At 63.8% G+C, this 25,022-nt stretch carries 26 protein-coding genes and 1 pseudogene; 12 read left to right on the top strand and 15 right to left on the bottom strand.

All coding sequences use genetic code 11. The annotated features are described in order from the left end of the window. Positions 1–20: 20 nt before the first annotated feature. Both AADJ04_RS06120 and AADJ04_RS06115 read left to right on the top strand, forming a co-directional pair. Positions 21–896, top strand: coding sequence for a DMT family transporter (locus tag AADJ04_RS06120; protein ID WP_288482905.1), 876 nt, complete (start codon positions 21–23; stop codon positions 894–896). Further along, positions 893–1,990 carry an enoyl-CoA hydratase/isomerase family protein gene (locus AADJ04_RS06115; RefSeq protein WP_288482903.1) on the top strand — a complete coding sequence of 366 codons (1,098 nt, stop codon included), beginning with the start codon at positions 893–895 and terminating at the stop codon, positions 1,988–1,990. The genes AADJ04_RS06120 and AADJ04_RS06115 overlap by 4 nt, the downstream gene beginning before the upstream one ends. Before the next feature lie 92 nt (positions 1,991–2,082). On the opposite strand, the gene smpB is transcribed toward AADJ04_RS06115, so the two are convergent. Further along, a complete protein-coding gene (gene smpB / locus AADJ04_RS06110) occupies positions 2,083–2,556 on the bottom strand; it encodes an SsrA-binding protein SmpB (RefSeq protein WP_044400887.1) in 474 nt (157 codons plus the stop codon). Between the two features lie 132 nt (positions 2,557–2,688). On the opposite strand from smpB, the gene AADJ04_RS06105 reads away from it, so the two are divergent. Together AADJ04_RS06105 and AADJ04_RS06100 are read left to right on the top strand one after the other, a co-directional pair. Continuing rightward, positions 2,689–3,129 carry a type II toxin-antitoxin system RatA family toxin gene (locus AADJ04_RS06105; protein ID WP_338819448.1) on the top strand — a complete coding sequence of 147 codons (441 nt, stop codon included), beginning with the start codon at positions 2,689–2,691 and terminating at the stop codon, positions 3,127–3,129. 4 nt (positions 3,130–3,133) lie between these two features. Then, positions 3,134–3,517, top strand: a complete 384-nt coding sequence (locus AADJ04_RS06100) for an RnfH family protein (RefSeq protein ID WP_341239064.1) — start codon at positions 3,134–3,136, stop codon at positions 3,515–3,517. 18 nt (positions 3,518–3,535) lie between these two features. Here AADJ04_RS06100 and AADJ04_RS06095 read toward each other — a convergent pair whose 3' ends face one another. Beyond that, positions 3,536–4,060, bottom strand: coding sequence for a DUF4124 domain-containing protein (locus tag AADJ04_RS06095; RefSeq protein ID WP_341239063.1), 525 nt, complete (start codon positions 4,058–4,060; stop codon positions 3,536–3,538). A 149-nt stretch (positions 4,061–4,209) separates the two neighbouring features. On the opposite strand from AADJ04_RS06095, the pseudogene guaB reads away from it, so the two are divergent. Together guaB and guaA are read left to right on the top strand one after the other, a co-directional pair. Then, positions 4,210–5,731 (top strand): annotated as a pseudogene (guaB, locus tag AADJ04_RS06090) (IMP dehydrogenase). 90 nt (positions 5,732–5,821) lie between these two features. Beyond that, positions 5,822–7,438, top strand: coding sequence for a glutamine-hydrolyzing GMP synthase (guaA, locus tag AADJ04_RS06085; protein WP_066787006.1), 1,617 nt, complete (start codon positions 5,822–5,824; stop codon positions 7,436–7,438). 180 nt (positions 7,439–7,618) lie between these two features. Here guaA and AADJ04_RS06080 read toward each other — a convergent pair whose 3' ends face one another. After that, the gene (locus tag AADJ04_RS06080; RefSeq protein ID WP_341239062.1) at positions 7,619–8,029 is read right to left on the bottom strand and encodes a hypothetical protein; all 411 of its coding nucleotides are present in this window, start codon (positions 8,027–8,029) and stop codon (positions 7,619–7,621) included. A gap of 114 nt (positions 8,030–8,143) precedes the next feature. Here AADJ04_RS06080 and AADJ04_RS06075 point away from each other — a divergent pair, with 114 nt between their 5' ends. Beyond that, positions 8,144–9,214 carry a DUF6352 family protein gene (locus tag AADJ04_RS06075; protein ID WP_341239061.1) on the top strand — a complete coding sequence of 357 codons (1,071 nt, stop codon included), beginning with the start codon at positions 8,144–8,146 and terminating at the stop codon, positions 9,212–9,214. Between the two features lie 101 nt (positions 9,215–9,315). Here the strand turns inward: AADJ04_RS06075 and putA are convergent, their stop codons facing one another. Further along, positions 9,316–13,062, bottom strand: coding sequence for a trifunctional transcriptional regulator/proline dehydrogenase/L-glutamate gamma-semialdehyde dehydrogenase (gene putA / locus AADJ04_RS06070; protein WP_341239060.1), 3,747 nt, complete (start codon positions 13,060–13,062; stop codon positions 9,316–9,318). Between the two features lie 131 nt (positions 13,063–13,193). On the opposite strand from putA, the gene AADJ04_RS06065 reads away from it, so the two are divergent. The 3 genes from AADJ04_RS06065 to rlmD all read left to right on the top strand — a co-directional run bounded on the left by AADJ04_RS06065 (position 13,194) and on the right by rlmD (position 15,555). After that, positions 13,194–13,664, top strand: a complete 471-nt coding sequence (locus AADJ04_RS06065) for an Lrp/AsnC ligand binding domain-containing protein (protein ID WP_066698484.1) — start codon at positions 13,194–13,196, stop codon at positions 13,662–13,664. A gap of 91 nt (positions 13,665–13,755) precedes the next feature. Next, on the top strand, positions 13,756–14,064 hold the full coding sequence (locus tag AADJ04_RS06060; protein ID WP_341239059.1) for a hypothetical protein: 309 nt from the start codon (positions 13,756–13,758) through the stop codon (positions 14,062–14,064). 30 nt (positions 14,065–14,094) lie between these two features. Beyond that, positions 14,095–15,555 carry a 23S rRNA (uracil(1939)-C(5))-methyltransferase RlmD gene (gene rlmD / locus AADJ04_RS06055; RefSeq protein WP_341239058.1) on the top strand — a complete coding sequence of 487 codons (1,461 nt, stop codon included), beginning with the start codon at positions 14,095–14,097 and terminating at the stop codon, positions 15,553–15,555. 66 nt (positions 15,556–15,621) lie between these two features. On the opposite strand, the gene AADJ04_RS06050 is transcribed toward rlmD, so the two are convergent. Then, on the bottom strand, positions 15,622–15,969 hold the full coding sequence (locus AADJ04_RS06050) for a hypothetical protein (RefSeq protein ID WP_066698491.1): 348 nt from the start codon (positions 15,967–15,969) through the stop codon (positions 15,622–15,624). 270 nt (positions 15,970–16,239) lie between these two features. On the opposite strand from AADJ04_RS06050, the gene AADJ04_RS06045 reads away from it, so the two are divergent. After that, positions 16,240–16,647 carry a heme-binding protein gene (locus AADJ04_RS06045; protein ID WP_044400933.1) on the top strand — a complete coding sequence of 136 codons (408 nt, stop codon included), beginning with the start codon at positions 16,240–16,242 and terminating at the stop codon, positions 16,645–16,647. A 177-nt stretch (positions 16,648–16,824) separates the two neighbouring features. On the opposite strand, the gene AADJ04_RS06040 is transcribed toward AADJ04_RS06045, so the two are convergent. The 10 genes from AADJ04_RS06040 to AADJ04_RS05995 form a co-directional block, all read right to left on the bottom strand. Beyond that, a complete protein-coding gene (locus tag AADJ04_RS06040) occupies positions 16,825–17,037 on the bottom strand; it encodes a hemin uptake protein HemP (protein ID WP_044403079.1) in 213 nt (70 codons plus the stop codon). 175 nt (positions 17,038–17,212) lie between these two features. Next, positions 17,213–17,377, bottom strand: coding sequence for a hypothetical protein (locus AADJ04_RS06035; protein WP_341239057.1), 165 nt, complete (start codon positions 17,375–17,377; stop codon positions 17,213–17,215). Between the two features lie 239 nt (positions 17,378–17,616). After that, positions 17,617–18,027, bottom strand: coding sequence for a biopolymer transporter ExbD (locus AADJ04_RS06030; RefSeq protein WP_341239056.1), 411 nt, complete (start codon positions 18,025–18,027; stop codon positions 17,617–17,619). A 3-nt stretch (positions 18,028–18,030) separates the two neighbouring features. Beyond that, positions 18,031–18,750 (bottom strand): MotA/TolQ/ExbB proton channel family protein, encoded by a 720-nt coding sequence (locus tag AADJ04_RS06025; protein WP_341239055.1) that lies wholly within the window; start codon positions 18,748–18,750, stop codon positions 18,031–18,033. A gap of 25 nt (positions 18,751–18,775) precedes the next feature. Beyond that, positions 18,776–19,477, bottom strand: a complete 702-nt coding sequence (locus AADJ04_RS06020; protein ID WP_198847161.1) for an energy transducer TonB — start codon at positions 19,475–19,477, stop codon at positions 18,776–18,778. A gap of 98 nt (positions 19,478–19,575) precedes the next feature. After that, the gene (locus AADJ04_RS06015; RefSeq protein ID WP_082758652.1) at positions 19,576–19,848 is read right to left on the bottom strand and encodes a (2Fe-2S)-binding protein; all 273 of its coding nucleotides are present in this window, start codon (positions 19,846–19,848) and stop codon (positions 19,576–19,578) included. Positions 19,849–19,997: 149 nt separating this feature from the next. Next, entirely contained in the window at positions 19,998–21,113 is a 1,116-nt protein-coding gene (locus AADJ04_RS06010) for an alpha-hydroxy acid oxidase (protein ID WP_341239054.1), read from the bottom strand. Between the two features lie 120 nt (positions 21,114–21,233). Then, a complete protein-coding gene (locus AADJ04_RS06005) occupies positions 21,234–21,923 on the bottom strand; it encodes a Fe2+-dependent dioxygenase (protein WP_341239053.1) in 690 nt (229 codons plus the stop codon). A gap of 36 nt (positions 21,924–21,959) precedes the next feature. Beyond that, a complete protein-coding gene (locus AADJ04_RS06000; RefSeq protein WP_341239081.1) occupies positions 21,960–24,155 on the bottom strand; it encodes a TonB-dependent siderophore receptor in 2,196 nt (731 codons plus the stop codon). Positions 24,156–24,499: 344 nt separating this feature from the next. Next, positions 24,500–24,814: an SWIB/MDM2 domain-containing protein gene (locus AADJ04_RS05995; RefSeq protein WP_341239052.1), complete on the bottom strand. Its 315-nt coding sequence runs from the start codon at positions 24,812–24,814 to the stop codon at positions 24,500–24,502. Here AADJ04_RS05995 and AADJ04_RS05990 point away from each other — a divergent pair. Beyond that, complete coding sequence (locus AADJ04_RS05990; RefSeq protein ID WP_167336964.1) at positions 24,726–24,980, top strand: hypothetical protein; 255 nt, start codon at positions 24,726–24,728, stop codon at positions 24,978–24,980. The two genes, AADJ04_RS05995 and AADJ04_RS05990, sit on opposite strands and share 89 nt — an antisense overlap. Positions 24,981–25,022: the final 42 nt, after the last annotated feature.

Raw genomic sequence — 25,022 nt, 5'->3', positions numbered from 1 at the left:
AGTTCTGACACAGCCGTTCCATGCTCAAACTCACACACACCCGCGCGGTGTTCCTGATGGTGGTGGTGACCTTGCTCTGGTCGATTGCAGGGTTGGTCACGCGCCACCTGGAGCAGGCTCGCAGTTTTGAAGTCACTTTCTGGCGCAGTTTCTTCACCTTGCTGAGCCTGCTGGTCATGCTGCCCGCCATCCAGGGGCGGGGGGTGTTTGGCACCATTCGGCGCGGTGGCGCAGCGCTGTGGCTGTCAGGCTTGTGTTGGGCGACGATGTTCACCGCCTTCATGGTGGCCCTGACGTTGATGCCCGTGGCCAACGTGCTGGTCACCATGGCTGTGGGGCCGCTGCTGACGGCACTTTTTGCTCGGATATTCATCGGCCATCACATTGCGCTGCGCACCTGGGTGGCGATTGGGCTCGCCGGGCTGGGTATTGGCTGGATGTACGGATCACAAATGGCGGGTCTGCCACTGTCTGGCACCTTGGTGGCCCTGTGCGTGCCCGTGGCTGCTGCTGCCAACTGGACGGTGGTGCAGCACTCTCAGCGCCACGGCCAAGCGGTGGATTTGGTGCCTGCGGTGCTGGTGGGGGCTGTGGTGTCGGTGATAGTGACATTGCCGCTGGCCTTGCCGCTGCAAGCCACCGCACATGATTTATTCTTGCTGGCTTTGCTGGGGGTGTTCCAGTTGGCCATCCCTTGCGTTTTGGCGGTGCGTTGTGGGCGCGTGCTCAAGGCTCCCGAGATGGCACTGCTGGGCTTGCTGGAGGTGATCTTTGGCATTCTGCTGGCGTGGCTCGGCGCCGGAGAGCGCCCAGCCTCTGCCGTATTGTCCGGTGGGGCGCTGGTGATTGGTGCCCTGGTTTTCAATGAAATGTTGGGTTGGAAGGAACAAAAATGACGGAGACAGTGGTGGCTGCTGAGGTGTTGAGTGAAGTGCGTGGTCAGGTGGGTTTCATCACCTTGAATCGGCCCCGGGCGCTGAATGCGCTTTCTTTGGGCATGGTGCGTGACCTGATGGCCACCTTGCTTGCCTGGCAGGCCGATGACCGGGTGCTGGCCGTGGCCATTCGCGGCAGCAACAAGGAAGGCCCGTTTGGCGCGTTTTGCGCGGGCGGCGACATTCGCTTTCTGCACCAGGCGGGCAGCCAGGGCAACCCTCTGATCGAAGACTTCTTCACGGAAGAGTACGCCCTCAACCACCTGATCCACAACTACACCAAGCCCTACATCGCCTTCATGGATGGCATCGTGATGGGGGGCGGCATGGGCATCAGCCAGGGGGCGGCCCTGCGCGTGGTGACAGAGCGCACCAAGATGGCCATGCCTGAAACCGCCATTGGCCTGTTCCCCGATGTGGGCGGTGGCTACTTCCTGAGCCGTTGCCCTGGCAGCGTGGGTGAGTGGCTGGCCCTGACGGGCGACACCATTGGCGCGGGTGATGCCATCGAGAACCAGTTGGCCGACGGCTGCCTGCCTTCAGACCAGCAAGCCGCTGTGTGGGATGCCCTGGGCAGCCAGCACTTTGCAGATGGGCAAGCCATTCGCGCTTTTGTTGCTTCAAAATTTGTAGCTGCCAGCGCTCACCACACAAGCGCGAGAGCCGATATTGACCAATATTTTTCGCTGCCTACCGTGGGCGATATCGTGCGCGCCCTGGAGTCCGCCGATACCGACTGGGCGCGTGCCACAGCGGCCACGCTGCGCAAGCGCTCGCCCCTCATGCTGCATGTGGTGCTGGAGCAGATCCGCCGTGCGCGCCACATGGGCCTGGCCGATGATTTGCGCATGGAGCGCGACATGGTGCGCCACTGCTTCTTCCTGCGCCCTGGCCAGAGTGAGACGGTGGAAGGCATCCGCGCCCTGGCGGTCGACAAAGACCACACCCCGAAATGGAACCCCAGCCGCATCGAGGATGTGACGCCCGAGATGGTTGCGCCGTTCTTTGCCAGCCCCTGGCCTGTGCACGCCCATCCATTGGCCGCGTTGAAGTGAGCCTGCCGCACGCAGGTGCGCGCAAGAGACAAAAAAGCCGCTGATGAAGCGGCTTTTTTGCGGGGTGGCAGTTGCTGCTGGTGCCGTGATGGTCAGCGGTTACGGCTCTTCATGGCGCGTTCCACCTCGCGCTTGCCTTCGCGGTCCTTGATGGTGTCGCGCTTGTCGTGTTCGGCCTTGCCCTTGGCCAATGCAATTTCGCATTTCACAAAGCCATTTTTCCAGTGCAGATTCAGGGGCACCAGGGTGTAGCCCTTTTGCTCCACCTTGCCAATCAGGCGCTTGATCTCGTCCTTCTTGAGCAGCAGTTTCTTGGTACGTGCTGACTCGGGGTTGACGTGGGTGGACGCGGTTTTGAGCGGGTGGATCAGGCAGCCCAGCAGGTACAACTCGCCATCGCGGATCAGCACATAGCCATCGGTCAGTTGTACCTTGCCTTCCCGCAGCGCCTTGACCTCCCAGCCGTGCAGCACCATGCCTGCCTCGTGGCGTTCTTCGAAGAAATAATTGAAAGCCGCTTTCTTGTTGTCAGCAATGCGGGACGAGGGATCGGGTTTTTTGGCCATGAGGAATTAGATAAGACGCAAACCGGAAGATAAAAGGCCTCCCTACAATTGTCGCTGTCTCGCACCCGCGATTCTAATTTCTCTGGCCCCCACATCAGCCCTCCCTGCCACGGGGCGCCGGGCCCCGTCTGCATGAAAACCGTTCAAAAGTCTGTCCTCATCTGGTACTCGCCCAAAGAAATGTTTGATTTGGTCACGGCCGTGGAGCGTTATCCCGAATTTCTTCCCTGGTGTGACCGTGCCCAGGTGCTGGAGCACAGCGAAGCGGGGATGACAGCGGAAGTGGGTATTGCGCTGGGCGGTATTCGCCAGACTTTCGTCACCCGCAACGTCCATGAAGCCGGCGAACGGGTGCAAATGCACCTCGTCAAAGGTCCGTTTTCCAAGCTGGAGGGGGACTGGCGCTTTTTGCCTGTGGGCGACGGCACCCAGCGGGCGTGCAAGGTGGAACTGCAATTGAACTACGGCTTCAGCAGCGCCGCACTGGCAGCCCTGGTGGGCCCGGTGTTTGACCGCATTGCGGCCACCATGGTGGATGCTTTCGTCAAGCGCGCAGAGCAGGTGTATGGCTGAGCAAATGGTTGAAGCTGCTGGCCACGACGCAGCAGCAGATCAAGCCTCTCAGGTCCCTTTGACCGTGACCGTGGTGGTGTGCCTGGCCCCGCGGCAAACCCAGCAGTGGGAGTTGCAGTTGCCGCCAGGATCCACCGTGGCAGACGCGCTGCAGGCTTGCCCCAGCGGCTCCGCCTGGCGCCAAGTGAGCAAGGGAGCGGCTCTGTGTGGGATCTGGGGGCGTGTGGTGGAGAAAACCACGGTGCTGCAACACCAGGACCGGGTGGAGGTATACCGCGCCCTGAAGGTAGACCCCAAAGTGGCCCGGCGTGAACGTTTTGCCAAACAGGGCGCGCGCACCACCGGGCTGTTTGCCAGCAAGCGCCCGGGAGCCAAGGCAGGTTACTGAGCCCTGGCTGCCTTGGCTTCAGCGTGTGCAGTCTGACGCGATGATGTCGTTGGTGCGCTTGATTTCTGCGTTGCGGCTGGCTTCGTCCATGATGACTCGCTCGCCCTGTGCATTGGTTTGCTTCATCAAAACGCCGGATTCCAGCGTTGCCTTGGCCTGGCGCGCCCGGGTGCAGTTCTCGGCCTTGGCACGCGCTATCTTTTCTTCTTCCGCCTTTTTCTTGGCGGCTTCGGCAGCTTCAGCGGCGGCCTTTTTCTCTTCCAGTTCTTTGTCTTTGCCAGCCGCTACAGGCTTGGCGGCTGGCTTGGATGCGGCCGCTGCGGGCGTTGCGTTCTCGGTGCTGCTGGCTTCTGGCGTGGCAGCAGGGCGAGCCACCGGCGCACCGCCGGGCTGCTTCAGTATGCTTTTGGCGGGGACTTCAGCTGGCGGGGGGCGGTCGCTGAACACCTTGCGGCCGTCCTTGTCGATCCACTGCCACTGAGCAGCAGCGCCCAGGGCCCATGTGCAGGCCACGGCCAGCAGGAGAAGCTTGTGCATTTTCATGCGGGCAAGTTTAGCGGTGAGGGCGGTGAGCTGTCACAGCATTCGCACTTGGTTACAGATGGGCGGAGGGTTGGGCTCCTCAGCCGGTTGTATCGCCGCCAACAGCGCGGGGGGCAGTGCGGGTACAATCCTTTTTTTGGAGCTTTCTCATGCGCCTTCTTGGAAAAGCGCTCACCTTCGACGATGTGTTGCTGGTGCCAGCGTACTCCCAGGTCCTGCCCAAGGACACGTCCCTCGCGACGAAACTCTCCCGCAACATCCAGTTAAACATGCCCCTCGCCTCCGCCGCCCTCGCAATGCTGACGGAGACTCCGACTGCCGCTCGTGTCCGCCGCCATGGACACTGTGACGGAAGCACGCCTGGCCATTGCCATCGCTCAAGAGGGCGGCATCGGCATCGTGCACAAAAACCTCACACCGCAGGAGCAAGCAGCGCACGTGGCCAAGGTCAAGCGCTATGAATCCGGCGTGCTGCGCGATCCCGTGGTGATCACGCCAGAGCACACGGTTTTGCAAGTGCTTCAGTTGTCTGAGCAACTGGGCATCTCGGGATTCCCCGTGTGCGACGGCGGTAAGGTGGTTGGCATCGTCACTGGCCGTGACCTGCGTTTTGAGACACGCTACGACGTCAAGGTCCACCAGATCATGACGCCGCGCGAGAAGCTCATCACCGTCAACGAAAAAGACGGCACCACGCCCGAACAAGCCAAGGCGCTGCTCAACAAGCACAAGCTGGAGCGCATCCTGGTCATCAACGATGCGTTCGAGCTCAAGGGCTTGATCACGGTGAAGGACATCACCAAGCAAACCAGCTTCCCCAATGCAGCGCGTGACGCGTCTGGCCGTTTGCGCGTGGGCGCTGCGGTGGGCGTGGGCGAGGGCACTGAAGAGCGTGTGGAAGCTCTGGTGCGCGCCGGTGTGGATGCCATCGTGGTGGACACAGCCCACGGCCACAGCAAGGGCGTGATCGAGCGTGTGCGCTGGGTCAAGCAAAACTACCCGCAAGTGGATGTGATCGGCGGCAACATCGCCACTGGCGCGGCTGCGCTGGCCTTGGTGGAAGCTGGTGCCGACGCCGTGAAGGTCGGTATCGGTCCTGGCTCGATCTGCACCACACGTATCGTGGCCGGTGTGGGTGTGCCCCAGATCATGGCCATCGACAACGTGGCCACTGCCCTCAAGGGCACCGGCGTGCCACTGATTGCAGACGGCGGTATTCGCTACAGCGGCGACATTGCCAAGGCTTTGGCGGCTGGCGCCAGCACCATCATGATGGGCGGCATGTTCGCGGGTACTGAAGAGGCTCCCGGCGAAGTGATCCTGTTCCAGGGCCGCAGCTACAAGAGCTACCGCGGCATGGGCTCGATCGGCGCCATGCAGCAAGGCAGTGCCGACCGCTATTTCCAGGAGTCGAGCACCGGCAACCCCAACGCCGACAAGCTGGTGCCTGAGGGCATTGAAGGCCGCGTGCCGTACAAGGGCTCGATGGTTTCCATCGTGTTCCAGATGGCTGGCGGCGTTCGTGCCGCGATGGGCTACTGCGGTTGCGCCACGATCGAAGAGATGAACAACAAGGCAGAGTTCGTCGAGATCACCACCGCTGGTATCCGCGAAAGCCACGTCCATGACGTGCAGATCACCAAGGAAGCACCTAACTACCGCGCGGATTGATCCTTCCGCAACCACAGGCCCGAACCCATCTCCCAGGTGTTCGGGCCTTTGTCTTTTCTCAAGCCCTCACGCACCTTTCTGTCGCCCGCCATGCAACACCAGAAAATCCTCATCCTTGATTTCGGCTCGCAAGTCACCCAGCTCATCGCCCGCCGTGTGCGCGAGGCCCATGTCTACTGCGAAGTGCACCCTTGCGATGTGACCGACGAGTGGATCCGCGAATACGCGAAGGACGGTCAGCTCAAGGGCGTGATCCTCTCTGGCAGCCACGCCAGCGTGTATGAAGTGGACGACAAGGCGCCTGCCGCCGTGTTTGAGCTGGGCATCCCTGTGCTGGGCATTTGCTACGGCATGCAGACCATGGCCAATCAACTGGGCGGCAAGGTCGAAGGCTCCAACACCCGCGAATTCGGCTACGCCGAAGTGCGTGCGCATGGCCACACCGAACTGCTCAAGGGCATTGAAGACTTTGCCACGCCCGAAGGCCACGGCATGCTCAAGGTGTGGATGAGCCACGGCGACAAGGTTACCGAGCTGCCCCCAGGCTTCAAGGTGATGTGTTCCACGCCGTCCTGCCCCATCGCAGGCATGGCCGACGAAAGCCGCCACTATTACGCCGTGCAGTTCCACCCCGAAGTGACGCACACCGTGCAAGGCCGGGCCCTGCTGGAGCGCTTTGTGCTGGGCATTTGCGGCACGCGCGCCGACTGGATCATGCGCGACCATATCGAAGAGGCGGTGCAAAAAATTCGCGAGCAGGTGGGCGACGAGGAGGTGATTCTCGGCCTGTCGGGCGGGGTGGATTCCTCCGTGGCTGCCGCGTTGATTCACCGCGCCATCGGCGACCAGCTCACCTGCGTATTTGTCGATCACGGATTGCTGCGCCTGAACGAAGGCGACATGGTCATGGACATGTTCGAAGGCAAGCTGCACGCCAAGGTGATCCGCGTGGACGCCAGCGATTTGTTCCTGGGCAAGCTGGCGGGCGTGAGCGAGCCCGAGCAAAAGCGCAAGATCATCGGCGGCCTGTTCGTCGATGTGTTCAAAGCCGAGGCCGCCAAGCTCAAGGCGGGCACCGGCGGCCACAAGGGCGCTACCTTCCTGGCCCAGGGCACCATCTACCCCGACGTGATTGAAAGCGGCGGTGCCAAGAGCAAGAAGGCCGTCACCATCAAGAGCCACCACAACGTGGGTGGCCTGCCTGAGCAGTTGGGCCTGAAGTTGCTCGAACCTCTGCGCGACCTGTTCAAGGACGAAGTGCGCGAGTTGGGCGTAGCCCTGGGCCTGCCGCACGAGATGGTCTATCGCCACCCGTTCCCTGGCCCTGGCCTGGGTGTGCGTATCTTGGGCGAGGTGAAAAAAGAATACGCCGACCTGCTGCGCCGTGCCGACGCGATCTTCATCGAAGAGTTGCGCAACTTCAAGGACGAAGCGACAGGCAAGACCTGGTATGACCTGACCAGCCAGGCCTTCACCGTGTTTCTGCCCGTCAAGAGCGTGGGGGTGATGGGCGATGGCCGCACCTACGATTACGTGGTCGCCCTGCGCGCTGTGCAGACCAGCGACTTCATGACCGCAGACTGGGCGGAGCTGCCCTACGCACTGCTCAAGAAGGTGTCTGGCCGCATCATCAACGAAGTGCGCGGCATCAACCGCGTGACGTATGACGTGAGCAGCAAGCCGCCAGCGACGATCGAATGGGAATGATCGAAGCGTAGTTCGCTTCACCTCTGAAAAGGCCTTGAATCACTTCAAGGCCTTTTTTCTTGCGCGGTGGTTCAGCTAGAGCGTGAAGGCGACGGATCATTACCCCCTTCAGCCGCCGGGTACTCAGTGCACCAGCGTCACCCTGGGCGGTAGCGGCCTGAACAGAGTACTGTGGGGCGGTCAAGGCGCGCCGAACAGCCCGCCTTCGTCCAGCAATTCGTAGCTGATCTCAGGCCGCCGCTCCAGCGCTTGGCGGATGGCGGCGGGGATGGACTGGCGGGTTTTGCGGCACAGGCCGCGTTGTTCGTGAACCAGGATGGTGATGCCGCGCAGCGTGCGCACTTCATTGGGCCCGGGGGCGATGGTCAGGCGGATGCCGAGTTGCTGCTCCATGCGGTCTTGCAGGCGGCGCAGGTCGGCCAGGCTGGTGATCTGCTCCAGCCGCTGCAGCAGGCGCTTTTCTTCCTCGCGGGTGAGCAGCAGCACCCGGGCATCGGCCTGGGGGTCTTGCAGCAGGGCGTCGCGGTCGCATACGCAGGCGCCGGGCGGGCATTCGGTGCGGATGGGCAGCGTGGGGGGCAGCGCGTTCATGGTGCGGTGATTGTGCCGTTGGCCTTGCAATTGCGCATGGCTTTGCGGGAAAGCTCGGGTGCCGCGGGGTGGGTGTTGTAGCCTCGGAGGTTTTGATTTTCGGGGATCGCTTTCGTGACGCCACACAACGATTTTTGGCCAGGCAGCCACTTTTCGCTCTTGCAACGCGATGCGCGGGGCTGGCTGGTGCCTACCGAGGCGTACGTGCGCACCTTGCTGGCACGGCCCGAACTGGCGCTGGTGCCGGAGTCCTGCGCTGCAGAAATCGCCTTGCACGAGGGGCTGGTGGCCGCACCCCTGGCACCTGTGCAGCGCGAGCAATTGGCGGCAGTGCAGGATGACGATGCGCGTGAGAACTACGCGGTGTTTCTGCGCTTTCGCGACGGCCTTCTGGCTGGGGGCACGTTGGAGGCCTATTACCTGCGGCTGATGCGCAGCGGCGCGGTGGATGTGCCTGCGGTGTTCATCGACGCGGTGGTGCAGGCCCTGCTGCGCAATGTGCTGGACGCCAGCAACGACGCGCTGGAAGCCCGCGCGGCCGAGATGCTGTTTCGCCCGCAGCGCATCACCCTGCAAGAGGGCCAGATGCTGGCGGGTGACCGCGATGCCCTCGACCTGCTGCACGAAACCGCAGGCCTCGGTGAAGTAGGGCGCCTGCTGCGCCAAGGCGGTGTGCTGCAACCCACCGCGCAAGTGCAGGTGCTCACGCCTGACAACGCAGCGGCCTATTGGGCCGAGAGCGAGCGCCACCACTTTCTGCTGGACCTGACCCACGAGCTGACGCAGGACCTGAGCCACGGCCTCACCCTCAAGCTGACCCGCGCCCGCTCGGGCCTGAAGGCCCTGGCGCGGGTGCTGGAACGCTGGGTGTTGCACATGCTGGGCGTACAGGTGCAGATTGAGCCAGTGCACCAGATCAACGACAGTGCCTGGCGCTGGCATGTGGGGCTGGACGTGGAGTCCACCGCCATCTTGAACGACCTGTACCAGGACCGGCCGGTGGAGGCAGAGCGCATGGCAAGACTGGTCAGCCTGTTCACACTGACCTTTGCCAACCCCGCAGAGATGCGTGCGGATGTCGCAGGAAAGCCTGTGTACCTGGGGCTGGCCACCAATGCCGAGGGGCTGGTACGCATCAAGCCACAGAACCTGCTGCTGAACTTGCCGTTGGCTACCGTGTCCTGAATTGCTATTGAATCAATAGCTGCCAGCGCTTTTCTAATAAGCGCTAGCGGCCATTTTGATTAAAAACCGCCGCAGCGCATGCGTAGCAGTGCGGCGGGTGCTCAGCCCAGCGTCATCAGGCTGGCGTTACCGCCCGCAGCGGCGGTGTTCACGCTCAAGGCGCGCTCAATCAGCAGGCGCTCCAGCGGGATGTCCACCGCGCCCGGCTGCATGGCCGTCACACCCACGATGGGGCCGGGGCGCTGGGCCAGGGCGGTGCACACGGCCTGCAAGGCTTGGCCATCGCCATGGTGCAGTACTGCGTCCAGCGCCACGCTGGCATCGGTGAGGGCGTTGTCTTGCAGCACCACCTGGGCTTGCGCGGCGGTGGGCAGCTGGTTGCGCAGGCTGGCCTGTGCGGTGGGCCACAGCGCCTTGCCGCCACTGGCCAGCACGGCGGCTGTTTGCACCAGCAGGTCGCTGACAGACGTTGCCATGCACAGCACATGGGCGCGCGGGGCCAGGGTGTACACATTGCGCTCGCCCGTGGGGCCGGGCAGGGTGCGGGAGGTGCCGCTTTGCGTTTCCTGTGCAAAGCGCTGGCAGGTGCTGGCCAGTGCCGCGTTGCCCTGGCTTTGCGCCCACTGCTGCAGGGCCGACAAGGCGGGCAACTGGCGGTTGCGGGCCGCGGCCTCGGGCGGCGTGGCGCGGTCTGCGTCGGCAAAGGTGCGCGCCAGCGCATCGGCGGGGCGCTGCGACAGCAGCCGCAGCAGGTACAGCGGCCCGCCGGCCTTGGGCCCGGTGCCCGACAGGCCTTCGCCACCAAACGGCTGCACGCCCACCACAGCGCCCACCATGTTGCGGTTCACGTACACGTTACCGGCATGGGCGCGGTCCACCACGCGGGCAATGGTTTCGTCGATGCGGGTGTGCACGCCCTGGGTCAGGCCGTAGCCGGTGGCGTTGATCTGGTCGAGCAACTGGTCCAGGTCTTTGCGGGCGTAGCGCACCAGGTGCAGCACGGGGCCGAAGACTTCGCGCTGCAGCTCGCCGATGTGGTTCAGCTCGATCAGCGTGGGTGGCACAAAGGTGCCGGGTGTGCTGCGGGCCGCCAGGTGGCTGGGGTGCTGGTACACGCGGTGGCCTTGGGCTTTGAACTTTTCGATGTGCTGGACGATGCCTGTTTGCGCTTCGGCGTCGATCACCGGGCCCACGTCCACGCGCAGTTCGGCGGTGTTGCCCACGCGCAGTTCGCCCATGGCGCCTTGCAGCATCTCGACCACGCGGTCGGCGGCTTCTTCCTGCACGCACAGCACGCGCAGGGCGGAGCAGCGCTGGCCTGCGCTGTCAAAGGCCGACGACACCGCATCGCCCACCACCTGCTCGGCCAGGGCGGACGAGTCCACGATCATCGCGTTCTGCCCACCGGTTTCTGCGATCAGCGGAATGGGGCGGCCTGCGGCATCCAGGCGCCCGGCCACTGTGCGCTGCAGGATGCGGGCGACCTCGGTGGAGCCGGTGAACATCACGCCCATCACGCGCTCATCGCCAATCAGGCGCGCACCCACGGTTTCGCCCTGGCCGGGCAGCAGCTGCACGGCGGCGCGGGGCACACCGGCCTGCCACAGCAGGCGCACGGCCTCGGCGGCGATCAGCGGGGTTTGCTCTGCCGGCTTGGCCAGCACGGGGTTACCTGCGGCCAGCGCTGCCGCCACCTGACCCATGAAGATGGCGAGCGGGAAGTTCCAGGGGCTGATGCAGGCCACGGGGCCCAGCGGGATGTGGGTGGCGTTGTCAAAGGTCGTTTGCACCTGGGCCGCGTAATAGCGCAGAAAGTCCACAGCCTCGCGCACTTCGGCCACGGCGTTGCTGGCGCTCTTGCCGGCTTCACGCATCAGCAGGCCCAGCAGGGGCTGCATGCGCGCTTCCAGCAGGTCGGCGGTGCGCAGAAGGGCGGCCGCGCGCTCGGCAGGCGGCGTGGCGGCCCAGGGGGCTGCGGCGGCCTGGGCGTGCGCCAGGGCCTGGTCAACGTCGGCGGTGGTGGCTTCTTGCACCTGGCCCACCACGTCGTTGTGGTCAGCGGGGTTTCGCACGGGCTGGGTGGTGCCTGCGGGCACGTCAGTGGCCAGCAGGGGCGCTGCCGTCCAGGTGTGGCTTGCCGTGGCTTGCAGGGTGGCGGCCAGCTCGGTCAGCGTGTTTTCGTTCGACAAATCCAGCCCGCGTGAGTTGCTGCGGTGGGCGCCATACAGCGCCGCTGGCAGGGGGATGCGCGGGTGGGGCAGGCCGGCGGTGCCTTCCTTCGCTGCCTGCTCATCCACCACCTGCACGGGGCTCTTCACCAGCTCATCCAGCGCAATGGTTTCGTCGGCAATGCGGTTCACGAACGAGGTGTTGGCGCCGTTCTCCAGCAGGCGGCGCACCAGGTAGGCCAGCAGGGTTTCGTGCGTGCCCACGGGGGCGTAGATGCGGCAGGGGCGGCCCAGCTTGCCAGCCGTGATGGCGCCCACCACCTGTTCATAAAGCGGCTCGCCCATGCCGTGCAGGCACTGGAACTCGTATTGCCCGGCGTAGTAGTTGCCGCCCGCCAGGTGATAGATGGTGGCCAGCGTTTCCGCGTTGTGGGTGGCGAACTGCGGGTACACGGCTTCGGGTGCGGCCAGCAGCTTCTTAGCGCAGGCGATATACGAAATATCGGTGTGCACCTTGCGGGTGTAGACGGGGTAGTCCGTGAGGCCATCGACCTGGGCGCGCTTGATCTCGCTGTCCCAGTACGCGCCCTTCACCAGGCGCACCATCAGGCGGCGCTGGGTGCGGCGGGCCAAATCCACCACGTAGTCGATGACGAAGGGGCAGCGCTTTTGGTAGGCCTGGATGACGAAGCCAATGCCGTTCCAGCCGGCCAGCGTGGGCTCGTGGCACAGGCGCTCCAGCAGGTCCAGCGACAGCTCCAGCCGGTCGGTCTCTTCCGCGTCGATGTTCAGGCCAATGTCATAGCGTTTGGCCAGCACGGTCAGGCGCAACACCAGCGGGTACAGCTCTTCCATCACTCGGCCAAACTGCGCGCGGCTGTAGCGGGGGTGCAGGGCCGAGAGCTTGATGGAGATGCCGGGGCCTTCGTAGATGCCGCGCCCGGCAGAGGCCTTGCCAATCGCGTGGATGGCTTGCTCATACGAGGCGTAGTAGCGCTTGGCGTCTTCGCTGGTCAGCGCTGCCTCGCCCAGCATGTCGTACGAATAGCGAAAGCCCTCGGCTTCCATCGTGCGGGCGTTGTGCAGGGCTTCGTCAATGGTCTCACCCGTCACGAATTGCTCGCCCATCATGCGCATGGCCATGTCCACGCCCTTGCGGATCAGGGGCTCGCCACCCTTGCCGATCAGACGGCTGAGCGAGTTACCCAGGCTGCTTTCGCTGTGCGTGGCCACCAGCTTGCCGGTGATGAGCAGACCCCAGGTGGCGGCGTTGACGAACAGCGAGGGGCTTTTGCCCAGGTGCGAATCCCACTGGCCATTGCTGATCTTGTCGCGGATGAGCGCGTCGCGCGTGGCTTTGTCGGGGATGCGCAGCAGTGCCTCGGCCAGGCACATCAGCGCCACGCCTTCTTGGGATGACAGTGAAAACTCCTGCAGCAGCCCCTGCACCAGGCCGGCACGACCAGCGCTGGCCTTGCGCTCGCGCAGCGACTTGGCAATGCGCAGCGCCAGTTGCTGTGATGCCGTGGCCAGCTCTTGCGGCAGGCGGGCCTGTGCCAGCAGCGGTGCCAGGGCCTCGGGCTCGGGGCGGCGGTAGGCGGCGGTGATGGGGGCGCGCAGCGGGTTGGTGAGCGGGGTGCGGGGCGCGAACTGGGCGAACGGAGCGGAGGGTTGCGTCATGGCGAGGCCTTGGGTGGAAGGTGGGTGCCAAACAGGGTTTGGCGCAATGAAAGCGATGATCCCCGGACTTGAGTCGAATGAATATTCAAAGAATGCGCTATTGTTTGAATAATTCACTAAGAATAGGTGCCATGGAAAATAATCTGGACCGCATCGACCGAAAAATCTTGTCAATCCTGCAAGAAGACGGGCGCATCGCCAATCTGAAGCTGGCCGAGGCCGTGGCGTTATCGCCCACCGCCGTGCTGGCGCGGGTACAGCGCCTCACGCGCGAGGGCTACATCCTGGGCTACGAAGCGCGCCTCAATCCCATGAAGCTGGGCGCGGGCATGCTGGTGTTTGTGGAGGTGCTGCTGGACCGCACCACGCTCAACGTGTTTGACCAGTTCAAGGCGGCCGTGCAGGTGCACCCCGAGATCATGGAATGCCACCTGGTGGCGGGTGGCTTTGACTACCTGCTCAAGACCCGTGCCGCCGACATGAACGCTTACCGGGTGTTTGCTGGCAACGTGCTGTGGCAGTTGCCCGGCGTGCGTGAAACCCGTACCTACGCAGTGATGGAAGAGGTCAAGCACAGCAACCATCTGCATCTGCATGTGTAAGGGTGGCAGATGTCCCATGGGGGTGGAGCCGCCGAGGGCGCCGCCGCATAATGCAGCCACAAATTTTGAACTGATACCCGAGGAGAGGAATATGTCCGCATTGCCCCATGTCGCAGCCGTTGCCGCTCTGGCAGCCGCTCTGTTCAGCCCCGTGGCGTCTGCTGCCTGCTATCAAATCTATGCACCCGACGGTGAACTGATCTACCGCTCTACCGAGCCACCGGTAGACATGTCGTACCCCCTGCACCAGACGCTGCCCAAGGTCGCCCCTGGCGGCAAGTTGATCTTCTCGCTCGACCTGCACGGCTGTGAACTCACCATCAACAAGCTGTCTGTGCATGCGGGCAAGCCTGCGTCCGTTCCCCCTCCAGTCCAAGACCGCCGCGCCGACCGCGGCTGAACCGGGCCGCGAGCCTGAGACAATCGGGGGATGAGCGAACAGACCGAACCACTCTCCCCACCCCTTCAAGACACCGCAGACCAGCCCGATCTTCCCGAGGGCTGGCTTGCCGTCCAGTCCATGGACCTGGATGCCCAGGGCGTGGCCCGCAAGCCCGACGGCAAGGTGGTCTTTATTGATGGTGCCCTGCCGTTCGAGTGGGTCAGCGCCAACACCCACCGCAAAAAGAACAACTGGGAACAGGCCAGCCTGACGGACATCCACCGCGAGTCCTCGCAGCGCGTGCGCCCTGGCTGCCCGCACTTTGGCCTGCACGGTGGCGCCTGCGGCGGTTGCAAGATGCAGCACCTGGACACGCGCGCCCAGGTGGCCGTCAAGCAGCGGGCGCTGGAGGACAACCTCTGGCACCTGGGCAAGGTGAAGGCCGAAACCATCCTGCGCCCGATCGAGGGCCCCGCCTGGGGCTACCGCTACCGCGCTCGCCTGGCCGTGCGCCATGTCATCAAAAAGGGCGCGGTGCTGGTGGGCTTTCACGAGCGCAAGAGCCGCTACGTGGCCGACATGGAAGTCTGCCCCGTGCTACCGCCCCACGTCAGCGCCATGCTGATGCCGCTGCGCAAGCTGGTGGCCGACATGGATGCGCGCGACACCTGCCCGCAAATTGAGCTGGCCTGCGGCGACCACGTCACGGCCCTGGTGCTGCGCCACCTGGAGCCCTTGTCGGCCGAAGACATTGCCCGCCTGCGCGCCTTTGCCGCGCAGCACAACGTGCAATGGTGGCTGCAGCCCAAGGGGCCCGACACCGTCAAGTTGCTGGACGAAGGCGGCGAGACACTGTCGTATGCGCTGCCCGACTTCGGCATCACCATGCCGTTCAAGCCCACCGATTTCACGCAGGTGAACCCGCACATCAACCGCGTGCTGGTGTCGCGCGCCCTGCGCTTGCTGGACGTGCAAAAGCACGAACGGGTGATTGACTGGTTCTGTGGCCTGGGCAACTTCACGCTGCCCCTGGCCACCCAGGCGCGCGAGGTGCTGGGCATTGAGGGCAGTGAGGCCCTGGTGGCCCGCTCGCGTGAAAATTACAAGTCAAATCAGGCCCAAAGGCAGGATGGAAAAGCGCTGGCAGCTACTGATTTTGTAGCGCGTAACCTGTTTGAGATGACGCCAGAGATGCTGATTGCCGACGGCACCGCCGAAAAGTGGCTGGTAGACCCACCGCGCGAAGGCGCCTTTGCCCTGGCCAAGGCCCTGGCAGACATCGAACAGGCCCGCATTGGCGCTGAGGGCGCTGGCCCGTTGCCCGCAGGGGCCGAAGGCTGGACGCCGCCCAAGCGCATTGTGTACGTGAGCTGCAACCCCGCCACGCTGGCGCGCGATGCGGGCCTGCTGGTGCATTTGGCGGGCTACCGCTGCGTGGCGGCGGGCATGGTCAACATGTTCCCGCACACCGCGCACGTTGAAAGCATGGCGGTGTTTGAGCGGGCCTGAGCAGGCCCGGTAGGCGCAGCGGCCGGCCCCAGGCCGGCTGCGCCGCTGTGAGGCGGCTTTGGAGGATCAGCCCGGGTCGCGGGCGCCAGAGGCTGGCGTGCTCTTCTTCTCGGGTTTTTCGTTGCGGTCAATGACCGAGGGGGCGCCTTCGAGCTTGTTCTCGCGCATGTAGGCGTCCATTTCCTTCCAGCCCGCAAACACTGCTGCCTTCGAGGCCTTGGGATTCAGGGTGTAGCAGTCTTCCAGCCCGCGCAGGGCATAGCGGCAGGCGCCGCCGATGGCTTTGGATTCTTCTTCCCGCTGCGCAATGCGGGGGTCAGGCCAGATGCCTGGGATTTCACAACCAGTCAGCACCACCACCGCCATGGCGGCAACAAGCAAACGCGAAGGGAGGACGCGGAGGTATGGAAACATCTTGTCTCATTATCGGCACGCTGGGCCCAAACCTTGAGAGTACCCTGCGCCGCAGTCAACATAGTCGTTGAGTGCCGTGGCCGCGGCGTACCGTTATTTCGCAGGGGCGCTGCGTGAAGGGGGCAAGGGATGTGAGGGATGCGCGGGATTCCCTGACTGCAGGGATGAACTCTTTCACGCCCGCTGGTCATCGCCAACGCCGCCGCGGGCGCTATGCTCCGGGAGCGTTGGCAGCGGATTGATCCCGTGGCCCGCCTCAAAGGACATTCCATGAAAACCAAATTTGAACTCGAACTCGCTGACGTCAAGCGCATCGCCGCCGCTGCAGAAGCCGAAGCGCTTAAGAACCAATGGGCCGTGACCATTGCCATCGTGGACGATGGCGGCCACCTGCTGTGGTTGCAGCGCCTGGATGGGGCTCCCGCCATTTCCTCGCACATTGCGCCAGCCAAGGCCCACACTGCCGCCCTGGGCCGGCGTGAGAGCAAGGTGTATGAAGACGTCATCAACGGCGGCCGCACCTCGTTCCTGAGCGCACCTGCCGTGGCGGGTATGCTCGAAGGCGGTGTGCCTATCCTGAAGGACGGCCAGTGCCTGGGTGCGGTGGGGGTCAGTGGCGTGAAGTCTTCCGAAGACGCGCAGATTGCCCGTGCGGGCATTGCCGCCATCGGCCTGTAAAAGCCCAAGCCGTGCCAGTGGCACGCGCCAACAAAAAACCGGCCACTGGGCCGGTTTTTTGTTGGGGAAACGAAGATCGCAGGGAAAAAAAGCCTGGCTACGCGGGATCAACCGTTGGCTGGCAAAAACGACCCTTGCGGACTGCTGATGAGCCCGGGAGTCGCCCCACGATGAAACTCATTTGGTCAGGATCAGCTTGCCCAGCTTGGTGGCTTGCAAGCGGTACAGCGAACCGTTGTGGCTGATGGCCACGGCCTTCTGGCCTTGCAGCAGGGTGCTGCTGTCCACCGCCAGCACGGGGCCATCAGCAGTGGGCGAGGGGGCAGAACCCGTGTTGGCGGGGGCCACGGAAGAACGCAAGAACGCGGCGGTGGTCAGGGTGGCTTGCATGTCTGTGTTCCTGAAGCGGTGTAATGCTGTCGATGTGCTAATGATAACGATTCGCAATTACTTTGCAAGCGGTTTCTGAAAAATATTTCCCTGTTCGGGTTGAGATCCGGGATTCAGGCAGTGAGCATGGTGCGGAAGGCGGTCGGGCGCTCGTCCACCACCAAGGCTGATGCCTTCACCGCTCGCCATCGTTGCGCTGCTTGCCCGTGACTGCGGAGATAAAAACCTCGACCCCCAGGTAGAGGAAGTACAAGACGCTTGCCAGTCTTCCCTTGTCAGCGAACAGCAGCCCCAGGCAGACGGCGGCGCAGGTGAGGTGGGCGGCTAGGCGAATCTTCATGCAAGGTCTCCTGAAGGTGAGGCAGTGGACCCCTTGAGGTATGGAGTGCGTGGCTGTGGTGGCCTGAGAGGTGCGTGCCACCGTGGGCAAGTGCGGCTGGCGTGCGCAAAGCGCTGAGGGGTGCCGCCGCGATCACCGCACCGGGGCTCACAACGCAAAAAGCCCCGCGCGCGAGGCTCGGGGCTTTCGGGGGCACGGTGCCGTGCCAGAGGGTGGGCGTGACCGCCACGATGCCTTGTTTAAGGCTGCGGGTCCGTCACAAACCCGATCTTGCGCACACCGGCACGTTGGGCGGCTGCCATGGCGGTGGCCACCTTTTCGTAGCGCACGGCCTTGTCGCCACGGATGTGCAGGTCGGGCTGCGGCTCCTTGGCAGCTTCGGCTTGCAGGCGAGGGAAGAGCTCTTCCTCCGTCACTTCCGATTCGTTCCAGTAGTACTTGCCTTCGGCCGATACGCTCAGGCGCACGGTTTCGGGTTTCACGTCCTCGGGCTGGTTGGTGGCCCTGGGCAGGTCCACGTTGACCGAGTGTTTCATCACCGGCACGGTGATGATGAAGATGATGAGCAGCACCAGCATCACGTCCACCAGGGGCGTCATGTTGATTTCGTTCATCACCTCATCGGAGCTGTCCTGGGTTCCGAACGACATGGCTTAGCTGCCTTTCTTCATGGGCAGCACCTTGCCTTGTTCGCCGCCCGCGTTCACACGGGCGCCCGTCACAAAGTAGGCGTGCAGGTCGTGCGCAAAGCTGTTGAGGCTGCCCAGGATGGACTTGTTGCCGCGCACCAGGGCGTTGTAGCCCAGCACCGCAGGGATGGCCACGGCCAGGCCCAGGGCGGTCATGATGAGTGCCTCGCCAATAGGGCCGGCCACCTTGTCGATGGTGGACTGGCCCGAGGTGCCGATGGCCAGCAGCGCGTGGTAGATGCCCCACACGGTGCCGAACAGGCCGATGAAGGGGGCCGTGGAGCCCACCGAAGCCAGGATGGCCAGGCCCGATTGCAGACGGGCGGTGAATTCATCAATGCAGTTGCGCAGGCAGCGCGTCACCCAGTCGCTCACGTCCAGTGCGTCGTGCAGGTGCGCCTTGGTGTTGCGGTGGTGGGCGGTGGCTTCACGGCCTTCCAGGGCCAGGTGGCGGAAGGGGTTGGTCGGGTCGTTGCCCAGCTTGGTCATGCCTGCTGCAAAGTCTTCGCTGTGCCAAAAGTCTTGCGCAGCGCGGGCGTGCTTCTTGAACTTGATGATGTCCAGCGCCTTGATCAGGATGACGATCCATGAGGCCAGCGACATGCCCAGCAGCAGCACGGCCACGGCCCGGGTCACAAAGTCGCCTTGAATCCAGACATTGGCGATACCGAATTGCGATTCCATGAAAACTCCCTAAGCGTTGATTGGTTTATTCGAGAACAAAGTTGACGGGGACCAGGTTCCACATGGCCTCGGGAACACCGTTGCGCTTGCCGGGCACAAAGCGCCAGCGCATCACGGCCTCCTGGGCCTGGCGGTCCAGGCGCTCGTAGCCGCTGGACTTGTTGATTTCCACCTTCTGCGGGGCGCCATCGGTGCCGATCAGCACGCGCAGCACCACCTTGCCTTGCTCACCCATGCGCTTGCTGATGGCGGGGTAGCTGGGCTTGGGGTTGTTGAGGTAGGCGGCGTCGCTGGACGGCAGCTCGATCTTGGGCGGCGCCGGGGGCGCGGGCGGCGCAGCAGGCGCGGGGGCGGCGGCCACGGGCTCGGTGATGGGCGGCGCTGGCGGCTGCGGCGTGGTCACCCCCGTGGGCGCGTTGGGCGCGGGCGTGGGGTCGTTGATGGCCAGGGGCATGGGCGCCGGGGTGGGCTTGGGCGCTTGCACCTTCGGTGCTGGCTTGGGCGGTGTGGGCGCGGGTGGCTTGGGCGGCGGCGGGGCTACCTTGGGGGCGGGCGGGGCAATGAACTCGCTGAGCAGCTCGGCGGGAACAATCACTTCGGCTGCTTTGCGCACCAGGCCCGACTGCAGGGCCCAGATGGCCGCAACGTGAAACAGCACGACGCTGCCCACGATGACGGTGTTGCGACTCAGGCCCCCAGCAGGGGCAAAACGATCAGGCTGCGACATAAAAATGATAGCTGCCAGCGCTTGCTGTATAAGCGCTAGAGGCCAAAAAGACCTTGTTTATTTGCGAAAGATCCACCAGGCGGAGCCCGCCACCAGGATCAAGCTGCCTGCGAGTGTAGAGAGGAGGTCCATGCCTTGCTTTCCGTGATGGAGCTGGCAAGCTGGATCGCCCGTGGCGCGGTGTCGTTGTGCACCGCAGCAACCGGATGAGACGCACTGCATTGCGCCACCACATCGCGGGCGCAGCTTTCGCAGCGGCCGCATTGGGTGGCAACGCCCAGTTCGAACTGGATTTCGTCAAAGCTCAGACCCGCCCGGGCGTGGCGGGCAATTTCTCGGTCCGAAACTCGGCGGCATACACAGACGATCATGGCGGCAAGCTAAGTAGCTGGCTGTTGGTAATGAATGAATTATAAATGCGAATCCATCGCATTTGCAATGCAATTCCTTGTTTTGGTGGGGTTGACATGGCACAAGCCATGTGAAGGGCCCGCGCACCGGGGCGGGCCCCGTTGCTCGATCAGTCAGCCGACAGGGCTGCGGGCGCGTCTGCCAGGGTTTTGCAGCCGGTCAGGGCCATGGCCACTTCCAGCTCATCGCGCAGCAGATGCAGCACATGGGCCACGCCCGCAGCCCCCGCGTGGGCCAGCCCGTGCACGGCGGGTCTGCCCACCAGCACCGCGCTGGCGCCCAGCGCCATGGCCTTGAGCACATCGGTGCCCCGGCGTATGCCGCCATCCACCAGCACGGGCACGGCGCCCGCCACGGCCTGCGCCACACGGGGCAGGGCGACGGCGGTGGGCGGGGCGGTGTCGAGCGTGCGCCCGCCGTGGTTGGAAACGATGACCCCTGCCGCCCCCGCCGCCACGGCCTGCTTGGCGTCGGCCGGGTGCAGCACGCCTTTGAGCAGAACGGGCAGGCGGGTGATGGACCGGAGCCAGGCGATGTCGTCCCAGGTGGGGGCCTGGTGCAGCAAGCCGTCAAACAGTGCGCTTTGCCCAGGCTGCAGTTGCTGTGTGGGCGCGGGCTGCAGGCTCGCAAGGTTCACCGGGCTGATGCCGGGCGGCAGGCGGAACGCGGCGCGGCGCTCCCGGTCGCGGATGCCGCTGGTGGGGGCGTCCACGGTCAGCACCAGGGCCTCGTAACCTGCGGCTTCCGCGCGCTGCACCAGGGCCTGGGTAAAGCCCCGGTCGTGCTGCAGATACAGCTGAAACCACAGCGGCCCGCGCCCTGGGTCGCTGAGCACCGCCTGGGCGATGGGCTCCAGCGGCAAACTGGCCTGGGTGCTGAGCACCAGCCCTGCGCCCAGCGCTGCAGCGGCATAGGCGGTGGCCAGTTCGCCGTCAGGGTGGGCCATGCGCTGAAAGGCAATGGGGGCCAGCAAGATGGGGTGGGCCAGCGTGCGGCCCAGCAGGCTGACGCGGGTGTGCCCGCCCGCCAGGGGGCGCAGCACGCGCGGCCACAGGGTCAGGGCGTCCCACGCGCTGCGGTTGGCGCGCAGGGTGATTTCATCGGCCGCCCCGCCGCTGAAGTAGGCCCAGGTGTTGTCGTCCAGTTGCTGGCGCGCGTGCTGTTCGTGGTCGGCCAGGCTCACCACGGTGGGGGGAACCTTTTGCAGGGCGGGGGAATGGGTCATTGCAATGAAAAAAGCACCTGGCGCTTGTCTAGTAAGCGCAAGGTGCTATCAAAAAGAGAGTGGATTGAAGTGGGTGTGGGTGGGCATCGGGGGATGCTACCGGTGCCTTTGAACCGGTTCTCACACATCGGCCCACATGCGCAGCAGGTTGTGGTACGTGCCCGACAGGGCAATCACCGCAGGATCAGTCTCGCCCACGCTTTGGCGCAGCTTGAGCAAGGCCATGTCCATGTCAAACAGCAACTGGCGCTGCTCCAGCCCACGCACCATGCTCTCCACCCAGAAGAAGCTGCAGATGCGGTGCCCGCGCGTGACGGGCGAGACCTGGTGCACGGTGCTGCTGGGGTAGAGGATGAGGTCGCCCGCGGGCAGCTTGATGCGCTTTTCGCCCAGGGCCTGGGCGATGACGAGTTCACCGCCGTCGTAGTCTTCGGGCGCCGTCAGAAACAGGGTGCAGGACAGGTCGCTGCGCACCCAGCAGCCATCGGCCTTGGAGTGCATGACGGCGCTGTCTACATGGTTGCCGTAGTAGTTGGCGCTGTCGCCATAGTTATTGAACAGCGGGTTGAAGATGCGCCGTGGCAGGGCCGCTGAAAAAAACAGGGCGCTGCGGTGCACGGCCGCCTTCACCTTGGCCTGCAGCTGGGCAGACAGCTCGCTGGCTTGCGACAGCTGCAGGTTGTTTTTCTGGTGCTGCGCCTGGCCCCCCGCGCTGCGGACTCCGTCCACCCAAGGGGCGTCCGGGCCAAGGGATTGCTGAAAGAAAGCGATTTCCTCAGCGGTCAGAACGTTCTGGATGTGCAGGAACATGGTGTGCAGGTGGGCAAGGGGCCGGGGCGCAGGGGATCAGAAGCGGGTCTTCAGGGTCAGCTGCACAGAGCGTGCCGCGCCAGGGATGTAGAAGCCGCGGTACAGGCCATCGGCATAGACCTTGTCAAACAGGTTGTTCACGTTGAGCTTGACGGAGGTCTTGTCGTCAATGGCGTACTCGACCATCGCATCCACCACACCGAAACCGCTGGCATACACGGCGCGCGAGCCCTCGGGGTTTTGCTTGCTGCGGTAAGTAATACCAGCGCCGGCGCGTATCTTGGACGTGATGGCGTAGGTGCTCCACACGCTGCCGCTGTGCTTGGGCGTGAGGCCGGGACGATCGCCCTGCACTTGCGCGCCGCCGCCGTTGGCGGCCAGGGCCACGTTGCTGCGGTCGATCTTGGCGTCAGGAATCCAGGTGTGGTTGAAGAACACTTCCCATTGGGGTGTCAGGCGACCGGCCAGGTTGAATTCCATGCCGGTGGCGTGGCGCTTGCCGGACAGCAACTCTTGCGCTGCAGCCGTGTCGGGGTCGGTGTTGCGCTCCTTGTATTTCTCGCTGTAGAACATGGCCACGCCCAGCAGTGCGCGACGCTCGAACAACTCGAACTTGCTGCCAATTTCGATGTTGCGGCTCTTCTCGGGCGGAGTGTTGGCGGCGCGGTTGGTTGTGGCTCCCAAATTGCCGAACTGGTAGGTGTCACCCGAGGTGTTGTACGAAGTGCCGTAAGACACGTAGTACGAAGTCAGCTCGTCGGGCTGGAAGATCAGGCCGACGCGGGGGCTGACCAGGCTGTCCGAGATCTTGTTGCTGATCGTGCCGGCGGGGTTGCGGTAAGACGCGCTGAAGTCGTCATAGCGCAGGCCACCCACCAGCTTGAGGGTGTTGGTGAGCGAGACGGTGTCTTGCGCATACAGGCCCAGGTTGCGCGACGTGAAGGTGTTCCACTGCACGGGAGCGCGGCCATCCACCACCGAGGCGCCATTGTTGGGCGCGCCCACGATGGTCGTGGGGCGCGGTGTGGTGTTGGCGTAGCTTTGGTTGCGCTTGGCGTCGTCGTCGTAATAGTCCACACCCGCCAGCACGGCGTGCTTCTTGCCGCCCCAGTTGAAGGTGTTGCTGTAGTCGCTTTGTGCTTGCAGCACATCGCTTTCGCCGATGCGACCCTTGGAGCCACGGGTCAGCACGGTGCTTTCGTTGATCTGACCCAGGGTGATGCCGCTGTTCTGGAAGCCAATGGTGCTGGCCAGCATGTCGCGCTTGTAGTTGCCCCAGCGCAGGCGGGTGTTCAGTTTGCCGTTGTCGTCAAAGCGGTGGATATGGCCCAGCGTGATGTACTTGGATTCGGTGTTGTTGTAGTCGCTTTCCAGCCCGTAGAAGTTGCGGGCGGGCAGCGTGGTGTTGATCTTGCCGTCAGACGACAGGCGCCAGGGGTGGTTGTAGATCGGGCGGCCTTCGGTGGTCAGGTAGTACGCGCCGATGGAGAACTCATCGCGCGTGCCGATGCCCCAGGCAAAGCTGGGTGCAATGCCGCGCTTGTCTTGCTTGGCACCGAAGTTGTCGGACTCCTGCACCATGGCGTTCAGGCGGAAGGCCGCGTTTTCGCCGGTAATGAAGTTGAAGTCACCCGTGATGCGGTGCGTGTTGCCCGTGCCGTAGGTGTACGAGGCTTCGTGCTGGTCGATCAACAGGGGAGACTTGCTCACCTGATTGACCACGCCGCCGGTCGAGCCTTTGCCGAACAGCATCGAGGCCGAGCCCTTGAGCACTTCAACCCGGTCGTTGTTGAAGGTGTCGCGCTCCAGCAGCGGGGCGTCTTTCATGCCGTCGTTGTAGATATCACCGGCCTGGCCCAGCGAGAAGCCGCGCAGACGCACGTCTTCCTCACCCGTTTCGCCTGCCAGGAAGGTCACGCCGGCGGTGGTGCGCAGCACTTCGCGGAAGTCGTCCTGGTTGCGGTCGTTCATCAGCTTTTCAGTGAACACCGTGACCGACTGCGGAATGTCCTTGATCTCTTGCTTGCCCTTGCCCACGGTGGTCTGCTTGATCAGCAGGGTGTCTTTGCCCTGCGGGGCGGCCTGCTCCTTCACCGTCACGGTGGACAGCGTGGCTTCGGGTGTGGTGCCGGTCTGCGCCCAGCTGCCAACCGATGCGGCCAGCATCATGGCGCCCAGGGGCAGCAAGACTTTGTCGGACTGGGGGGTGGAAGAGGGGGTCGATTGCAGCATGCTGCTGCCGCGCGGTGCGCAGGTTTTTGCCAAGGTGGCCTCCGAAAATGGGTGGTGCAGGTGGTGTGGCATCGCTCGTCAGCGCGCACCAGCGGTGGCCGCGCAGCATGGGCGAGGGATGTACCAAGAGCAGACCAGAGGCAATGGCTAGATTCACGCAGCAGGGCGTGTTGTGCATGGCTATGCGTTTGTCAGCTGTGATGTATTGTATCAAATGAGGGTCATTCTCATTTGTATTGGTGTTTGTAAACAACAGCGTGACCAACTGACCAGGGCGCCACGGTCAGCGGGGCCAAAAAGCAAAAAGCCGGCAGAGCCGGCTTTTGCGTAACTGGGCGAAGGGCTCAGCTGACGTGCTTGCCAATCAGGCCAGCGAGTTCGAACATGGAAACCTGAGGTTTGCCGAACAGTTCCTTGAGCTTGGCATCGGCGTTGATGTTGCGCTTGTTGGCGGCGTCTTGCAGGTTGTTGGCCTTGATGTAGACCCACAGCTTGCTGATGATCTCCGTGCGTGGCAGTGGCGCAGAACCCACCACGGCAGCCAGTGCGGGGCTGGGGGTGAGGGCCTTCATGAAGGCTGCGTTGGGAGTGCGCTTCTTTGCCGGTGCTGCGGCATTGTCCGCAGCGGTCTTTGCCGGAGCTTTTTTTGCAGTTGCCATGTTGGGTTTTTCCTTTTTGGACATCAATCTTCACCAGAGAAAAGCTGCTTTCCCACTGGCCAGCCGATGCTACTTTGAAAAAAACGGGTTTCCAAGGGAGAAAAGGCTTTTTTTGCCTCGATTTGTAGCGGCCCTTACCTTGGCTGTGTGGCACGGCAATGAATGATTAACAAACGTAGGCGGGCTGTATGGCATGACTCGCCTGCAA

The organism is uncultured Acidovorax sp., assembly GCF_964021665.1.
GTDB lineage: Bacteria > Pseudomonadota > Gammaproteobacteria > Burkholderiales > Burkholderiaceae_C > Acidovorax > Acidovorax temperans.
The sequence above is the reverse complement of the archived record's forward strand: the minus strand, read 5'-3'. Positions and strand labels throughout refer to the sequence as shown.

Bases quoted from the DNA above. Each gene is read 5' to 3' on its own strand.
- AADJ04_RS06020 (WP_198847161.1), bottom strand. From the start codon at position 19,477: ATGTCGCAGCCTGATCGTTTTGCCCCTGCTGGGGGCCTGAGTCGCAAC.
- AADJ04_RS06080 (WP_341239062.1), bottom strand. From the start codon at position 8,029: ATGAACGCGCTGCCCCCCACGCTGCCCATCCGCACCGAATGCCCGCCC.
- AADJ04_RS06045 (WP_044400933.1), top strand. From the start codon at position 16,240: ATGAAAACCAAATTTGAACTCGAACTCGCTGACGTCAAGCGCATCGCC.
- AADJ04_RS06120 (WP_288482905.1), top strand. From the start codon at position 21: ATGCTCAAACTCACACACACCCGCGCGGTGTTCCTGATGGTGGTGGTG.
- putA (WP_341239060.1), bottom strand. From the start codon at position 13,062: ATGACGCAACCCTCCGCTCCGTTCGCCCAGTTCGCGCCCCGCACCCCG.
- AADJ04_RS06095 (WP_341239063.1), bottom strand. From the start codon at position 4,060: ATGAAAATGCACAAGCTTCTCCTGCTGGCCGTGGCCTGCACATGGGCC.
- AADJ04_RS05995 (WP_341239052.1), bottom strand. From the start codon at position 24,814: ATGGCAACTGCAAAAAAAGCTCCGGCAAAGACCGCTGCGGACAATGCC.
- AADJ04_RS06060 (WP_341239059.1), top strand. From the start codon at position 13,756: ATGTCCGCATTGCCCCATGTCGCAGCCGTTGCCGCTCTGGCAGCCGCT.
- AADJ04_RS06005 (WP_341239053.1), bottom strand. From the start codon at position 21,923: ATGTTCCTGCACATCCAGAACGTTCTGACCGCTGAGGAAATCGCTTTC.
- AADJ04_RS06040 (WP_044403079.1), bottom strand. From the start codon at position 17,037: ATGCAAGCCACCCTGACCACCGCCGCGTTCTTGCGTTCTTCCGTGGCC.
- AADJ04_RS06015 (WP_082758652.1), bottom strand. From the start codon at position 19,848: ATGATCGTCTGTGTATGCCGCCGAGTTTCGGACCGAGAAATTGCCCGC.
- AADJ04_RS06100 (WP_341239064.1), top strand. From the start codon at position 3,134: ATGGTTGAAGCTGCTGGCCACGACGCAGCAGCAGATCAAGCCTCTCAG.
- AADJ04_RS06000 (WP_341239081.1), bottom strand. From the start codon at position 24,155: ATGCTGCAATCGACCCCCTCTTCCACCCCCCAGTCCGACAAAGTCTTG.
- AADJ04_RS06115 (WP_288482903.1), top strand. From the start codon at position 893: ATGACGGAGACAGTGGTGGCTGCTGAGGTGTTGAGTGAAGTGCGTGGT.
- AADJ04_RS06050 (WP_066698491.1), bottom strand. From the start codon at position 15,969: ATGTTTCCATACCTCCGCGTCCTCCCTTCGCGTTTGCTTGTTGCCGCC.
- AADJ04_RS06010 (WP_341239054.1), bottom strand. From the start codon at position 21,113: ATGACCCATTCCCCCGCCCTGCAAAAGGTTCCCCCCACCGTGGTGAGC.
- AADJ04_RS05990 (WP_167336964.1), top strand. From the start codon at position 24,726: ATGAAGGCTGCGTTGGGAGTGCGCTTCTTTGCCGGTGCTGCGGCATTG.
- AADJ04_RS06035 (WP_341239057.1), bottom strand. From the start codon at position 17,377: ATGAAGATTCGCCTAGCCGCCCACCTCACCTGCGCCGCCGTCTGCCTG.
- rlmD (WP_341239058.1), top strand. From the start codon at position 14,095: ATGAGCGAACAGACCGAACCACTCTCCCCACCCCTTCAAGACACCGCA.
- guaA (WP_066787006.1), top strand. From the start codon at position 5,822: ATGCAACACCAGAAAATCCTCATCCTTGATTTCGGCTCGCAAGTCACC.
- AADJ04_RS06065 (WP_066698484.1), top strand. From the start codon at position 13,194: ATGGAAAATAATCTGGACCGCATCGACCGAAAAATCTTGTCAATCCTG.
- AADJ04_RS06105 (WP_338819448.1), top strand. From the start codon at position 2,689: ATGAAAACCGTTCAAAAGTCTGTCCTCATCTGGTACTCGCCCAAAGAA.
- AADJ04_RS06025 (WP_341239055.1), bottom strand. From the start codon at position 18,750: ATGGAATCGCAATTCGGTATCGCCAATGTCTGGATTCAAGGCGACTTT.
- smpB (WP_044400887.1), bottom strand. From the start codon at position 2,556: ATGGCCAAAAAACCCGATCCCTCGTCCCGCATTGCTGACAACAAGAAA.
- AADJ04_RS06030 (WP_341239056.1), bottom strand. From the start codon at position 18,027: ATGTCGTTCGGAACCCAGGACAGCTCCGATGAGGTGATGAACGAAATC.